This window comes from Acidaminococcus timonensis (genome assembly GCF_900106585.1).
Lineage (GTDB): Bacteria > Bacillota > Negativicutes > Acidaminococcales > Acidaminococcaceae > Acidaminococcus > Acidaminococcus timonensis.
Genome location: NZ_FNWH01000006.1, coordinates 726,774 through 740,654, shown reverse-complemented (window position 1 = coordinate 740,654; position 13,881 = coordinate 726,774). Strand labels below are relative to the sequence as shown.

The following is a 13,881-nucleotide window of genomic DNA, read 5'->3' as shown; positions in this document are numbered from 1 at the left end:
ATCAATTCCCCTTTACCAGTTCTTCAATCGCTTCCCCTGTAGCCAGATGCATGGAAAAAGCCGTGGCGCTGCCGGCGCAGATGCCCCAGTGCAGCGCTTCCGCATAATCGTGATGCTTCAGATAGCCCGCCAGGAAACCGGCCACCATGCTGTCACCGGCCCCCACCGTGTTCACCATCTGTCCGGCGGGTGCCGTATGGCGATGGACCCCGTCGAAGGCGTCCACCAGCAGGGCCCCGTCGCCCCCCAGGCTGATGAGTACGTTCCGGGCACCCCGTTTCCGCAGCTCCCGGGCCCCCTCCACCAGGTCGGCTTCCGTAGCCAGCTTCCGTCCCAGCAGGTCCTCCAGTTCCTCTTTGTTGGGCTTCACCAGGAAAGGACCCGCCTCCAGGGCGTTTGCCAGCAATTCCCCTGTGGCGTCCACCACACAGGGGATATCCCGCTGCTGCATCAGCCGGGCGATTCTCCCATACAGGGTGGACGCACAGCCGCTGGGGCCGCTGCCTGAAAGCACCAGCATATCCCCGGGCTCCAGGGTCTCCAGCTGTTTCAGCAGCCGTGCCAGGTCGGCTTCCCCGATGGACGGTCCCTGGCCGTTGATGGCCGTCTCTTCCCGGGACCGCACCTTCACATTGATCCGGGAAAAGCCCTTTTCCACCGGCAGCAGGTCGCAGGCAATGCCCTGTGCTTCCACCAGATGCTGGATCTCCTCTCCGGTAAAGCCGGCTTTGAAGCCCAGGATCCGGGTGGGGATGCCCAGGTTCCGGAGCACCCAGGACACGTTGATGCCCTTTCCCCCGGGGAAGATTTCCTCCCCTTTCGTACGGTTGATGGCCCCCACTTCCAGGTGCGGCACGGTGACCACATAATCCAGGGAGGGATTGAAGGTAACAGTATAGATCATGGTAACGTCCTTCCTATATCCTATAAATCACTGAAATTGCCCACGGTAATGCCCAGCTGGTGCACCAGCTCCACCAGGCCGGGATCGGTGACGGCGTCCAGTTCCGCTTCGAAATCGTGGTCCCAGGCTGTGGCCGGGATCAGCACCTGGTTGTTCGTACCCGGGTGGAGCATGATTTCCATGGTGCCTTCCTTCATCTGGAGCAGAATGGTGCGCAGGGCTTTTTTGTCCACGGCAGTGCCGGCTACAATGCCCCCGAAATGGTCCGGAGCCCGCAACCCGGCGGCCAGGGCCTTGTGTCTCGCCCGCTCCGCCAGTACATGGAGCCCCATCCGCCCCACCTGCTCTCCCAGGTTGCCCGGACGGGTCGCCAAAAGGCTCACCGGGATGGCCGGGATCCGCACGGCCGGGATGCCGTGATCCAGGCACAGGTCGATGACGATGTCCATGATCCCGGGCAGCACATGCATGTGCTGGTGGCTGTCGGCATGGGTGGGAACCAGGCCCGTGCTGAGGAATGCGTCCAGCTGGGCCCGGCATTCCCTGGCCACCTCCGGCAGTTTGATCCGGCCCGACAGGAACCGTTTCACGAAGGCATTATGGTCAGGCCACAGCCGGCCGGTGGCAGGATCGATCAGGCTGGGGATCTGGCGGGCAGGAAGCACGGGCCGGGCGTCCACCAGTGTAAAATGAATGCCCAGTCCCAGGGCGGGGGTACGGCGGGCCAGGGCCACCGCATCTGCAAAGGCCCCGCCGGTGACCATCACCGTGGCCGATCGAATCAGCCCCTTTTCCACGCCCAGTTCCACGGCCCGGTCGATCAGCACATGACGGCCGAAATCATCCGCATTGACGATCAAATGTTTTGCCAAATCCTGTCGGCTCCTTTCCTCCATCCAATGGTGCGATCCTCTGAAAGTATCCATGTTATTTTACAATAAATTTGCCAGTCTGTCACGGAATTTGACAGGGTTTCCGGGATTTGCTACACTGTCAGTGATTTTTCCTATCCAATATATAAAGGAGTGTTTTCCTGTGAATCGTGCACTGTCTCCCCGGGCGCTGGTGTTCATCGCCGTGCTGGGGGCGTTATCTTCCTTATTGATGGCCTTCGAGTTTCCCCTGCCCTTCGCACCGGCCTATATGAAGTTCGAGATTTCCGATCTGCCTGCCCTGTTTGCCGGGTTCTTTCTGGGCCCTCTGGCCGGAGCCTTTACAGAGGTCATCAAGATCCTGCTGAAACTGGTGCTGGTGGGCAGTTCTTCCGCCTTTGTGGGAGAAGGGATGAACCTCCTGTGTGCCCTGGCCTACGTGCTGCCGGCCACCATTTTCTACCACCTGCACCGGACCAAGTCCGGTGCCCTCACCGCCCTGCTGCTGAGCACCGTGGTGGCCAGCCTGTTTGCCGTGGTGGCCAACCGGTACCTGGCCATTCCCATGTATGTGCGGCTGTATAAGATCCCCCTGGGGGCTATTTTAAAAATGGCCAGCGCCACCAACCCCCTGGTCCATTCCCTGACCGACTTCCTGCTGCTCACCATTCTGCCCTTTAACCTGCTTAAATATACGGTGGTGTCCTTCCTGACCTACCTGGTGTATAAAAAAGCCAGCCTGGCCCTGCAGCGGTTGACCGAAGGATGAGCAAAAGAAGATGACAAGACATTTTTCTTGTATCTTGTATACTTGTTTTCCTGACCTGTTCCTTCCAATGAAACCATGTTACAATGAAAAAGACCGGAACACAATCGCTACACTTTTGAACCAGGAGGCACAAGAATATGGAAAAACGAATGGTGGGAATCGTCGGTGTGGGTCATGTAGGTGCCCATGTGGCTTATACCCTGGGCCTGATGGGCGTTGCTGATGAAATCCTGCTTTGCGATACCAACGAAAAGAAACTGGCCAGTGAATGCAACGACCTGAACGATGCAGCTCCCTTCATGCCCAACCGGACCGTATACAGGGCCGTGGACTACGCCGGACTGAAAGATTGCGACATCATCGTCAATGCAGTGGGCGACATCGAGCTTTGCAAAAACTTCAACCGGGATGACGAACTGAAAAACAGTGTGCTCCAGGTGGCCAGGATCATCCCGTCCATTATGGACGCCGGCTTTAACGGCATCTTCGTGAATATCACCAATCCCTGCGATCTGATCACCTGTGAGATTGCCAACCTGTCCGGCCTGCCCCGGAGCCAGGTGCTGGGCACGGGCACCCTGCTGGATTCTGCCCGGCTGCAGCACGCCCTCCGTGACATCACCGGCCTGGACAGCCGCAGCTTCAACGCCTATATGATCGGGCAGCACGGAGACCATCAGTTCATTCCCTGGTCCATGCTGAACTTTTCCGGGTTGACTGTGGAACAGTTCGAAGCCCTGCGGGGGGTCAAGTTCCACCGGGAGACCATCCAGAAGCAGGCCGTCAAGGGCGGCTGGATCACCGTGGCCGGGAAATGGTGCACGGAATACGGCATTGCAGGTGCCGCTGCCACCCTGGTGCGAACCATTCTCCACGACGAAAAGCGCATCCTCCCCTGCTCCGTGGAACTGGATGGAGAATATGGACAGCAGGATCTGTTTGTGGGAGTTCCCGCCATCATCGGTAAGGACGGCATGGAAAAAGTCATCGAACTGCCGCTGAATGACGAAGAAAAAGAAAAATTCGCAGAGGTGGTCAGGGCCCTGCGGACCAATATGGAAAAAGCCAGGAATATCATCCTGGAAAACAGAGAAAAGCTGTAAAAAAAAATAAAGGCGCTGTGAAAAAATCATCCATAGCGCCTTTATTTCGCCAGCGACAGCTGGCTTCCATCGGCTGGTGACTAGTGACTAGTGACTAGTGACGGGGTGTGAAAAAGCATTTTTTCACACCCCTTTTTGCATATTATTTCCCGAAGAACACCGTAATCAGATCCTGCAGGGCATCCTGATCAGCCGCCCCCATGGTTTCCCGGGCACTGTGCATGGCGAGCAGCGCCACGCCGATATCCATGGTCCGGATGGGCGTCAGGGCCGACGCCATGGAACCCAGGGTGGACCCGCCCTTGATGTCGCTGCGGTTTACGAACAGCTGGCAGGGAATGTGGTTGGCCTCACAGAGTCCCTTCACCACAGCCACTGCTTCCGCATCCCCTGCATAAGACTGGCTGCAGGCCTGTTTCAGTACCACGCCGCCGCCCAGAAGGGGCTTGTTGGTGATGTCGCATTTGTCCACATAGTTGGGATGCAGGGCATGGGCCACGTCCACGCTGAGCATAAAGCCGTTGGCCATGTCTTCGTACAGAGCTTCCTGGCTGAGACCCAGCTTGCCGTAGATCCGGTGGAGCAGGTTGTTCAGCACCAGGCTGTCGGCCCCCTGCTTCGTGTTGCTGCCCACTTCCTCGTTGTCGAACAGGCAGGCCACCTTCAGGCCCTCCGTATCCGTACAGTCCATGATGCCCTTCAGGCAGCCCATGACGGAAGTCAGGTTGTCCAGACGGCCGCAGGAGATGAATTCATCCTTCAGGCCGAAGGTGCAGCCCTCTTCCACCGGATAGGTACCCAGTTCAAAGGAGAGGATGTCCTCTGCCTTCACGCCCAGTTCCTGGGCCAGGAATTTCTGGAAGAACGTTTTGTCCTTGCTGTCCTGCCCCAGCATGGTGGCCAGGGGCAGCACATCCTTCTGTTTGTTCCATTTATACCCATCGTTCACTTCCCGGTTCATGTGGATGGCCAGGCTTGCCATGGTCAGCAGCGGACGCTTGAAATCCACCAGGTGGGTTTCCGGTTTGAAGAGATCCGCCGTGCGGGTCACCACCTTGCCGGCCAGGGACAGGGGACGGTCCATCCAGGTGGACACGATCATGCCGCCGTAGCCCTCCACGTTCAGGGTCCCATAGCCCTGGGTGCTGACTTCTGCTGCCGGTTTCAGGCGGAAGCAGGGGAAATCCGTGTGGGCCGCTGCAATCTTCAGGCCCCGGGTGCCCTTCCGGCCTGTGCGGAAAGCAAACAGAGAAGAATCGAATACGGTTACAAAATACTTGCTCTCTGGAGCCAGAGCCCAGTCGGACCCCGGCTTGAGCTCGGTGAAGCCATTTTCCAGCAGCAGCTTCTTGCTGGCTGCCACTGTATGGTACGGGGACGTACTGTTTTGGATCAGGTTCAGCAGTTCTTTTGTGGTTTGATTCATAATACACCTCCATGGCTCTTATTGTACCATAAGAAACAAAATAGTTCAAAAGTTTCCGCAATTTGCTGTTCCAGCCGTTCCATTCATGATATAATTGAATCATCTTTCAAAAGGAGGCTTTACCATATGGACAAACAAAACCCATCTACTGGAAGCAACAAAGTACTGACCTGGCCTGCCCTGGGGCTGATGACCTTCACCTCCGTCTGGGGGTTCGGGAACATCGTCAACGGGTATGCCAACCAGGGTCTGAAGGCCGTCGTGTCCTGGATCCTGATGTTCGCCCTCTATTTCATCCCCTATGTACTCATGGTCGGTGAAATGGGATCCACCTTCAAAGACAGCAAAGGCGGCGTATCCTCCTGGATCCGCTCCACCAGCGGAGCCAAACTGGCCTATTTCGCCGGCTGGACCTACTGGATTGTCCACATGCCCTACCTGGCCCAGAAACCCCAGAACATCGTCATCGCCTTTGGCTGGGCCGCACTGCAGAACGGTACCCTGACCAAGATGATGTCGCCCCTGGTGCTGCAGATCATCGCCCTTGTGATTTTCTTCTTCTTCCTGTGGTATGCCTCCAAGGGCGTGGGTGCCCTGAAACGGATCGGCGCCCTGGCCGGCTCCTTCATGTTCGTCATGAGCATCCTGTACATCCTGCTGGCCCTGGCCGCTCCCCATCTGACCACCGCAAAAACCTTCAGCTACAGCCTGAACTGGGATACCCTGATGCCCACCTTCGACTTCGACTACATGACCACCCTGGGCATCCTGGTATTCGCCGTGGGCGGCTGTGAACGGCTGAGCCCCTATGTCAACAACCTGAAGCATCCGGCTTCCGAATATCCCAAATCCATGATCTTCATGGCCACCATGGTGGCAGTGACCGCCCTGCTGGGCACCTTTGCCATGGGCCTGATGTTCGATCCCAACAACATCCCCAAGGACCTGATGATGAACGGTGCCTACTACAGCTTTGCCAAGCTGGGTGAATATTACGGCATCGGCAGCACCTTTGTGGTGATCTACGCCATCTGCACCGCCCTGGGACAGGCCGCCACCCTGGCCATTTCCATCGATGCCCCCATCAAGATCCTGCTGGCTGACGTGAACCCGGAATACGTTCCCAAAGTGTTCACCAAAATGAATGCCAAAGGCGTGCCCGTCACCGGCTACAAGCTGACCGCCGTGCTGGTCTCCATCCTGCTGATCGTACCCGCCCTGGGGATCGGGGACATGACCAGCCTGTACAACTGGCTGATCCGTCTGAACGCCGTGTGCATGCCCCTGCGGTACCTGTGGGTATTCTTCGCCTATATGATGCTGAAGAAGCATGCTGACAAGTACGTTTCTGAATACCATTTCGTAAAGAGCAGGGGCCTGGGCATGGTGGCCGGGTTCTGGTGCTTCGCCTTCACTGCTTTTGCCTGCATCATGGGCATGTTCCCAGAGGCGTACAGGCCGGTACCGACACCTGGTACTTCCAGTTCGCCATGAACATCATCACCCCGCTGGTGCTGATCGGTATCGGATTCATCCTGCCGGAACTGGCGAAAAAAGAGAGAGCATAAGAAAAGAAAAAAGCTGGCAGCTTCCGCTGCCAGCTTTTTTTAGATATCAGATATCAGTAGTTTAAGAAACCTTTTTCCGAAACTGGCGTATGACCATCCTCCCGGCAATCATCGTGCTGCTTTCCTTACGAACACCATCCGTCTCTCGTCCGACTCTTCCGCGCTGAAATGGTATCTGCTCCAGCAAAAGTCCTGGATATCTTCCGGTGCTTCAGCCTGTATGCCTGCCATATACCGTACCATTTCACCCCGGGCCATTTTGGCATAGACGCCCTTTTGCACGATTTTTTCTCCGACCCGTTCACCGAACACCACCGTGACGAACCGGTCACCAGGCTGCAGGTATTTTTCTACAGCCTTGCTGTATTCTTTGGAGGCCAGGTTCAAAATCACGCCGCTTTCATCCCGCACAGCCCTGTACAGCCGGTCGCCCCAGAACTGGTACAGGTCCTTGTATCCCTCCGGCGCTCCCTTGGCCTGCATCTCCAGCCGATAGGGAATCACCCCGTCCAGGGGCCGCAATGCCCCATACAGCCCCGACAGGATCCGCACCCGGTCCTGGGCATACTCCAGCTGGCCGTCCTCGAACACCGTGGGTGCCATATACTGGTATTGGATACCCACATAGGCCAGGAGAGCCGGTGTCACCGCCTGCTCCAGCCGGGCCCCCAGCAGCTGGTTGTGGTTCTCTTCCGCCAGGCTGCAACCGCTTTCCCGGTCGATCTGCATCTGCTTTGCAGGAGAAAGGATGATCTTCATGCCAGCGACTCCAGCATCTGGGTCGGATTCTCAGCTGGTTTCACCTTGCCCAGGGCCTTGACGATGATTCCGTTTTCATCGATGAGATACGTGCTGCGGACCACGCCCATGGAAACTTTTCCGTACAGTTTCTTTTCCTTCCATACGTCGTACGCTTGCAGGACTGTCTTTTCCGTATCGGACAGCAGTGTAAACGGCAAGTGGTATTTTTCCTGGAACTTCTTGTGCGAAGCAACAGAATCCTTGCTGACACCCAGGATCACAGCTCCCTTTTCCGTAAATTGCGGGTACAGTTCCCCAAATCCGCAGGCCTGCTTCGTGCAGCCGGCCGTGTTGTCCCGGGGATAAAAATATAAAATTACCTTTTTACCCAGGTACTCCGATAAGGAATGGAGCACTCCATCCTGATCCGGCAATGTAAAATCCGGTGCTTTCGTTCCAACCTCCAACATTCTGTATCCCTCCTTCTGTTTTGAGTCCATTATAACAGAAACGGAGGGGAGAGAGGTAGAAGGCAGCGATTCGGTGAACCGCCCGCCCGGGCCTGCTCCATTTTCTGTTCCTCAAAAGCATCCTTACCATAGGTGTAAGCAAGCCCCAGCACATCCTGATCCGCCGTTGTTGGAAAATGATACTTTTCTGCAATGGCTTTCATTTCCGCAACCGTCGGATTGGCCACCGGTTCCCCTGTCTTCTGCCCAATGTAGTAGAGCTCTGATTGTACCATTGTGTTCTTTTCAATTGGGGGGCAATTTTTTATGGCAAAACACAGCTATGAATTTAAGAAAAAAATAGTACTGGAATACTTGAACAGTGACAATAGGAATGAGAAAACCCCGCCCTCGATTTGAGGACAGGGTTTTGTGTATATAAGAGGCGTTCGGGCGAAGTCTCTGTGCGTTACGGTCGCACGATACGTTTCGGGGGCGGGCTTGCCGCTGGCAAGCCCCTACGGATGATTATGGACCATACATCACAATTCGATTGTCAGATTTTGTATCGAACATCCGATTCCAAATGGCTCATCTAACCACTAGTCACTTCCCCAGCAATGCCCGTACCAGCTCCGGCACCTTGTTGAAGTCTTCTTCGCCGGGGTTCCATTTGCTTCTTACGCTTTCGTCCACTACGTTGAAGCCGGCGGTCTTCAGGCGTTCCTGCAGCAGTTTCACGCTTTCGCCGCTCCAGCCATAGCAGCCGAAGGCAGCGGCTTTCTTGTTCCTGAACTTCAGGGTCTTCAGGAAGTTCAGCCAGCCGGCCACGCTGGTCAGCACTTCGTTGACGCAGGTGGGAGAACCTACGGCGATGGCCTTGGATTTGAACACTTCCAGCATCAGTTCGTTCTTGTCCGTATGGGCGATGTTGTACACCTTCACCTTCGTTTCAGGGGCCTGGCGATGGATTTCGTCGGCAATGGCGTGGGCCAGTTTCATGGTGCCGTTCCACATGGTGTCATAGGCCACGGTAATCTGGTCTTCCTGGTAGGCAGCCGCCCATTTGGCGTATTTTTCCACGATTTGTTCCGGATGGTCCCGCCAGATGACACCGTGGGCAGGAGCGATGATGTCGATGGGCAGGTTCAGCTTGCTGATTTCGGCCAGTTTGCGGGTGACGAACGGGGCAAACGGGTTCAGAATGTTGGCGAAGTATTTCATGGCTTCGTGATCCAGGATGGCCTGGTCGGCGGTGTCGTTGAACATCTCTTCCACGGCATAGTGCTGGCCGAAAGCATCCATGGAGAACAGGATGTTGTCACCGGTCAGGTAGGTGGCCATGGAATCAGGCCAGTGCAGCATGGTCATTTCCACGAAGATCAGCTTCTTGCCGTTGCCGATATCCAGGCTGTCACCGGTGTGGACCACGTGGAAGTTCCAGCCCCGTTTGCCGTACTGCCCTTCCAGGCTCTGGACGGCAGCCGCGGTGCAGTAGAGCGGGGTGCCGGGGATCTCTTCCAGCAGCCGGGCCAGGGAGCCGCTGTGGTCCTGTTCGCCATGGTTCACCACGATGGCGTCGATTTTCTTCAGGTCGATTTCCTTTTTCAGGTTTTCCACGAAGGTATCACGGTGGGGCAGCCAGACGGTGTCCACCAGTACGTTCTTTTCTTCCTGGATCAGATAGGCGTTCTGGCTGGAGCCGTGCAGCACGGAATATTCATCGCCGTGGAATTGTTCCAGTTCCCAGTCCAGATAGCCCACCCATTTCACATTGTTTTTCACCAGTTTACCCATGATATTTCAACCTCCTGTCGGAATGTTTTTTATCGTTGTTTCATGGGTATAGGATAACGCAGGTTGGCCATGGAATCCGTTGTTGCAGCAACGGAACGGAGAAAGAACCCACAAGGGCCACTAGCCGATGGAAAAAATCCGCCCCCAAAAGGGCGGATTTTGTTGAATGGAAAAACACGTTCGGACGGGTTTGTATCCGTTACGATCGCACACCCGGCGTCCGGGGGCGGGCGGTTCAGTCGCTGCTCCACGCTCCGTCCCAGACGATCCTCCGGTAATTGGCCCGGTCGGTGGCGCCTTCGGTGCTGAAGCACAGGATTCGGGATTCCTTTGTGAGGCCCAGTTGCGCCCGCAGCAGATCCAGGCTTTCGTTCTGCAGCAGTTCGCACACGAACCCTGTGGTGGCGGCGCCGCTTTCGCCGGAAATCACTCTGTCGTCCCCTTCCACCGGGTTGGCCAAAATCCGCATGCCCTTAGCCGCCACCCAGTCGGGTACGCTGGCGAAATGTTCTGCATGGGCATCCAATTCCTCCCAGCCGATGGTGCAGGGTTCCCCGCAGGCCAGGCCAGCCATGATGGTATGCAGGTCGCCGGTAACGTTATGCAGCTTGCCGTCATTCGCAGCTGCCGTATGGAAGATGCAGTCGGCTTTGTTGGGTTCCACGATGGTGATCACGGGCTTTTTATCGCCGTAATAATCCGCCAGGAACCCGGCCACGGCACCGCTCATGGCCCCTACCCCGGCCTGCAGGAACACGTGGGTGGGCGCTTCCGGCAGGGCTTCCACCGCTTCCAGAGCCATGGTAGTATACCCCTGCATGATCCAGGAGGGAATGGTTTCGTAGCCCGGCCAGGCCGTATCCTGCACCAGGGGCCAGCCGTTCTCCTCGGCCACCTTCGTGGCGTGGCGCACGGTGTCGTCGTAGTTATATTCCGTGATGCAGGCGTCGCTGCCCAGGGCCTGGATGTTGTGGAGCCGTTCCAGGCTGCTGCCTTTGGGCATGAACACCCTGCTCTTCACCCCCAGGCAGTGAGCGGTCCAGGCAATGCCCCGGCCATGGTTGCCGTCGGTGGCGGTGACGAAGCACAGGTCCTTGATCTTTTCGTGGACGGCCGGTTCCTGCAATTTGGCGAACGTCACGTCTTCGATGGCAAGGCCCAGCTTCCGGGCCAGATAGTTGGCGATGCAGAAACTGCCACCCAGGCCCTTGAAGGCGTTCAGACCGAACCGGTAGCTTTCGTCCTTCACGTACAGGGCGCCGATGCCCAGGGTGCCGGCCAGGCCCTTCAGATCGGCCAGGGGCGTGGGCGCATAGCCCGGGATGGTCTGATGGAAGTTCCGGGCGGTTTCTGCCACTTTTTTCGTAAACGTTCCGTCCCACCGGCTGTGGCCGGCAGGTTTGTGGGACACCATTTTGATGGTTTCCTGCATGATGGTTCCCTCCTTTATTTCGCCAGGCGCTGCTGGGCCAGTTTGGCCCAAAACCGGGCTCCCAGCTCCAGTACGTCGTCATTGTAGTCGAAAATGTTCTGGTGCAGGCTCACATTGCCTGTAGCCTGTCGGCCGCTGCCCAGCAGCAGGAAGCACCCGGGTACATGCTGCAGGAAGGCGGCGAAATCTTCCGAGGCCATCCAGGGTTCACAGCTGCCGTCCACATTGCCTTCGCCGAATACGGCCTGGGCCGCTTTTACCGCGGTCTTCACGCAGGCTTCCGTGTTCACTACCGGGAAGAATTCGTGGCTGTAGCTGAATTCACAGCCGGCGTGGTTCATGTTGCAGACTCCTTCCACAATGTCCCGCATCCTGGTTTCCACCAGCTGCTGATCCCGGGGTGTGGTGGTCCGGGCGTCCCCCCGCACTGTCACATGGGTGGGGATGGCATTGTGGGCGCCGTCCGTCTCGATTTCCGTGCAGGAAACCACCACCGGCCGCTGGGGAGCCGCATTCCGGCTGACGATGGTCTGCAGGGCCAGGTAGATTTCTGCAAAGCTGGCCAGCGGATCGTTCCCTTCGTGGGGAGAAGAAGCGTGGCCGCCCTTGCCGGTAATGGTGAAGGCAAAGTCATCCTCGCTGGCTGCCATGCCGCCTACCCTGGTAGCGATTTTTCCCGCCGGCAGGAACGGCGCATTGTGCAGGCCGTAGATCTCGTCCACCGGGAACCGCTCAAACAGGCCGTCGTCGATCATGGCCTGGGCGCCCCGCCCCGGTTCTTCTGCAGGCTGGAAGATGAAGCGTACGGTGCCGTTGAAGTTTTTCTCTTTGGCCAGCAGCAGGGCCGCTCCCAACAGGGTGATGGTATGACCGTCGTGGCCGCAGCCGTGCATTTTCCCCGGATTCAGGGATACATGGTCATGGGTGCTTTTTTCCGTGATGGGAAGGGCGTCCATATCCGCCCGGATGCCAATGCAGCCCTTGCCTTCGCCACAGCGCAGGGTGCCCACCACGCCGGTTTTGCCCACGCCTTCCACCACGTCGATACCGGCCTTGCGCATTTCGTCGGCCACCAGGCGCGGTGCCACGTGTTCCTCAAAGGCCGTTTCCGGGTGCTGATGCAGATAATGACGCCAGGTCGTCAGTTGTTCTTTGAAATCCATGGAAATCTCCTCCTTTTGTTCTTTCAATTCTGTTCTTTGAGATCATCAGGCCCGATCTGGTGGGTAAAATCCCAGACAGGACGGTTGTTGTCATTCTTTCTGTAGTTCCACTGCCTTGCGTAATCTTTCAGGGCGTAGACCACATAGCGGGACAGGCCCACCAGTGCGATGACATTGAAGAATACCATGAACGCGCTGGCAAAGTCCACCAGGTCCCACACCACCGGTACCGGAGCGATGGCGCCGGCGATGATGATAGCACAGCACAGCAGACGGTACACGGTCACCGCTTTCGGATGCTTCACCAGGATCATCAGGTTTACTTCGCCATAGTAGATATCGGCCAGCAGGGTGGTGAAACCGAACAGGAACATGGCCAGGAAGACAATCCACCGGCCGATACTGCCCAGGTTGCTTTCAAAGGCCATCTGGGTCAGGGCGATGCCCGTTTCCCCGCTGCCCAGCTGGTTGCTGAGCAGGATGCAGAAGGCGGTGCAGCTGCAGATGATGATGGTGGTGATGAATGTACCCAGCATGGCGGCAAAGCCCTGGTTTACAGGATGGGGCACCACTGCCGTGGCATGCATGCTGGGAGCCGTGCCGTTACCGGCGTCGTTGGAGAACAGCCCCCGGGCCACACCATAGCGGAAAGCCTGTTTCACGGTGTAGCCGGCCACACCGCCCACCGCCGCCTTCCCGGTGAATGCACAGGTAAAGATCTGTTCGAGCATGGCGGGGATCATGCCGGCGTGGGCGATCATTACGTAGATGGCCATCAGGAGATACCCCAAAGCCATGAACGGTACGATGTAGGACGCCACTTCAGACAGCCGTTTAATGCCACCGAAGATGACGAGAGCCACCAAAATCAGCAGCAGGATACCCGCAAACAGAGGCGACACCGGCGCTACACCCGTCAGGGCCACCGAGATGGAGTTGCTCTGGATCATGCAGTAGAAGAAGCCGATGCCCACCAGGATGCTGATGGAGTACAGGATAGCCAGGGGTTTGCAGTGCAGCCCCATTTCCATATAATAGGCCGGGCCGCCCCGATAGGTACCGTCCGGATTCTTCACCCGGAACAGCTGGGCCAGGACCGCTTCGGCGAAGCTGATGGGCATACCCAGGATGGCGGTCATCCACATCCAGAAAATGGCACCCGGACCGCCGGAAGCCAGAGCCGTGGCCACCCCCACCAGGGAACCGGTACCCACCTGGCCACCCACGGCCGCACACAGGGCACCGAAGCCCGATACACCACCCGGTTCCTTCGAATCGCTGCGCATGCTGCAGAGCAGGTTGCCGAACAACCGGGTGAAATAGCGGATCTGCGGAAAATGCAGGCGTAAGGTAAAGAACAGACCGGTGCACAGCAGGATGCCGGCCACCAGCCAGCCCCAGAAAATGCCGTTCAGTTGGCGTACGATTTCCATAATAGACTCCCCCTTATTGAAAATGGCGATACCAGTCATTCTGCAATTCCGGAATCTGCGCACTGTTCAGAATTGAGTGATATCTTGCGGTGTGAAAACTAAACCGATGTGGCGGGTGGAATACTGATCCGCCCTTGCGTTTTCATGGTTTTATTATAAGAAAATCTGAAATGGAATTCTATCGGGCCATTGTGAAAAAGTATAACACAATTGCGTTTTTATTT

12 protein-coding genes and 1 pseudogene are annotated in these 13,881 nt (G+C 57.0%); 3 read left to right on the top strand and 10 right to left on the bottom strand.

The window, feature by feature from the left end; all coding sequences use genetic code 11:
* Window position 1 precedes the first annotated feature (1 nt).
* Window positions 2–904, bottom strand: coding sequence for a 1-phosphofructokinase (gene pfkB, locus BQ5462_RS07330; protein WP_071142706.1), 903 nt, complete (start codon window positions 902–904; stop codon window positions 2–4).
* Between the two features lie 20 nt (window positions 905–924).
* On the bottom strand, window positions 925–1,776 hold the full coding sequence (locus tag BQ5462_RS07325; protein WP_071142705.1) for a ChbG/HpnK family deacetylase: 852 nt from the start codon (window positions 1,774–1,776) through the stop codon (window positions 925–927).
* Window positions 1,777–1,939: 163 nt separating this feature from the next.
* On the opposite strand from BQ5462_RS07325, the gene BQ5462_RS07320 reads away from it, so the two are divergent.
* Window positions 1,940–2,545, top strand: a complete 606-nt coding sequence (locus tag BQ5462_RS07320) for an ECF transporter S component (protein ID WP_071142704.1) — start codon at window positions 1,940–1,942, stop codon at window positions 2,543–2,545.
* A 137-nt stretch (window positions 2,546–2,682) separates the two neighbouring features.
* The gene (locus BQ5462_RS07315) at window positions 2,683–3,648 is read left to right on the top strand and encodes a lactate/malate family dehydrogenase (protein WP_071142703.1); all 966 of its coding nucleotides are present in this window, start codon (window positions 2,683–2,685) and stop codon (window positions 3,646–3,648) included.
* A gap of 142 nt (window positions 3,649–3,790) precedes the next feature.
* Here BQ5462_RS07315 and BQ5462_RS07310 read toward each other — a convergent pair whose 3' ends face one another.
* Window positions 3,791–5,074, bottom strand: a complete 1,284-nt coding sequence (locus BQ5462_RS07310) for a M18 family aminopeptidase (protein ID WP_071142702.1) — start codon at window positions 5,072–5,074, stop codon at window positions 3,791–3,793.
* A gap of 126 nt (window positions 5,075–5,200) precedes the next feature.
* Between BQ5462_RS07310 and BQ5462_RS07305 the strand changes: the two are divergent.
* A pseudogene (locus BQ5462_RS07305) lies at window positions 5,201–6,642 on the top strand (amino acid permease).
* Between the two features lie 108 nt (window positions 6,643–6,750).
* On the opposite strand, the gene BQ5462_RS07300 reads toward BQ5462_RS07305, so the two are convergent.
* From BQ5462_RS07300 to BQ5462_RS07270, 7 genes are all read right to left on the bottom strand, one after another.
* Window positions 6,751–7,401 (bottom strand): YaaA family protein, encoded by a 651-nt coding sequence (locus BQ5462_RS07300; RefSeq protein WP_071142701.1) that lies wholly within the window; start codon window positions 7,399–7,401, stop codon window positions 6,751–6,753.
* Window positions 7,398–7,853, bottom strand: a complete 456-nt coding sequence (locus tag BQ5462_RS07295) for a peroxiredoxin (RefSeq protein ID WP_071142700.1) — start codon at window positions 7,851–7,853, stop codon at window positions 7,398–7,400. The genes BQ5462_RS07300 and BQ5462_RS07295 overlap by 4 nt, the downstream gene beginning before the upstream one ends.
* A gap of 29 nt (window positions 7,854–7,882) precedes the next feature.
* On the bottom strand, window positions 7,883–8,128 hold the full coding sequence (locus BQ5462_RS07290; RefSeq protein WP_071142699.1) for a hypothetical protein: 246 nt from the start codon (window positions 8,126–8,128) through the stop codon (window positions 7,883–7,885).
* A 310-nt stretch (window positions 8,129–8,438) separates the two neighbouring features.
* On the bottom strand, window positions 8,439–9,629 hold the full coding sequence (locus tag BQ5462_RS07285; RefSeq protein WP_071142698.1) for an oxygen-binding di-iron domain-containing protein: 1,191 nt from the start codon (window positions 9,627–9,629) through the stop codon (window positions 8,439–8,441).
* 235 nt (window positions 9,630–9,864) lie between these two features.
* Complete coding sequence (gene dpaL, locus BQ5462_RS07280; protein ID WP_071142697.1) at window positions 9,865–11,061, bottom strand: diaminopropionate ammonia-lyase; 1,197 nt, start codon at window positions 11,059–11,061, stop codon at window positions 9,865–9,867.
* 14 nt (window positions 11,062–11,075) lie between these two features.
* Complete coding sequence (locus tag BQ5462_RS07275) at window positions 11,076–12,224, bottom strand: amidohydrolase (protein WP_071142696.1); 1,149 nt, start codon at window positions 12,222–12,224, stop codon at window positions 11,076–11,078.
* A gap of 23 nt (window positions 12,225–12,247) precedes the next feature.
* Window positions 12,248–13,657, bottom strand: coding sequence for an alanine/glycine:cation symporter family protein (locus BQ5462_RS07270; RefSeq protein WP_071142695.1), 1,410 nt, complete (start codon window positions 13,655–13,657; stop codon window positions 12,248–12,250).
* Window positions 13,658–13,881 lie beyond the last annotated feature (224 nt).

Excerpts from the sequence above, each read along its gene's own strand:
- BQ5462_RS07310 (WP_071142702.1), bottom strand. The coding sequence starts at position 5,074 with ATGAATCAAACCACAAAAGAACTGCTGAACCTGATCCAAAACAGTACG.
- BQ5462_RS07275 (WP_071142696.1), bottom strand. The coding sequence starts at position 12,224 with ATGGATTTCAAAGAACAACTGACGACCTGGCGTCATTATCTGCATCAG.
- BQ5462_RS07270 (WP_071142695.1), bottom strand. The coding sequence starts at position 13,657 with ATGGAAATCGTACGCCAACTGAACGGCATTTTCTGGGGCTGGCTGGTG.
- dpaL (WP_071142697.1), bottom strand. The coding sequence starts at position 11,061 with ATGCAGGAAACCATCAAAATGGTGTCCCACAAACCTGCCGGCCACAGC.
- BQ5462_RS07315 (WP_071142703.1), top strand. The coding sequence starts at position 2,683 with ATGGAAAAACGAATGGTGGGAATCGTCGGTGTGGGTCATGTAGGTGCC.
- BQ5462_RS07285 (WP_071142698.1), bottom strand. The coding sequence starts at position 9,629 with ATGGGTAAACTGGTGAAAAACAATGTGAAATGGGTGGGCTATCTGGAC.
- pfkB (WP_071142706.1), bottom strand. The coding sequence starts at position 904 with ATGATCTATACTGTTACCTTCAATCCCTCCCTGGATTATGTGGTCACC.
- BQ5462_RS07300 (WP_071142701.1), bottom strand. The coding sequence starts at position 7,401 with ATGAAGATCATCCTTTCTCCTGCAAAGCAGATGCAGATCGACCGGGAA.
- BQ5462_RS07295 (WP_071142700.1), bottom strand. The coding sequence starts at position 7,853 with ATGTTGGAGGTTGGAACGAAAGCACCGGATTTTACATTGCCGGATCAG.
- BQ5462_RS07290 (WP_071142699.1), bottom strand. The coding sequence starts at position 8,128 with ATGGTACAATCAGAGCTCTACTACATTGGGCAGAAGACAGGGGAACCG.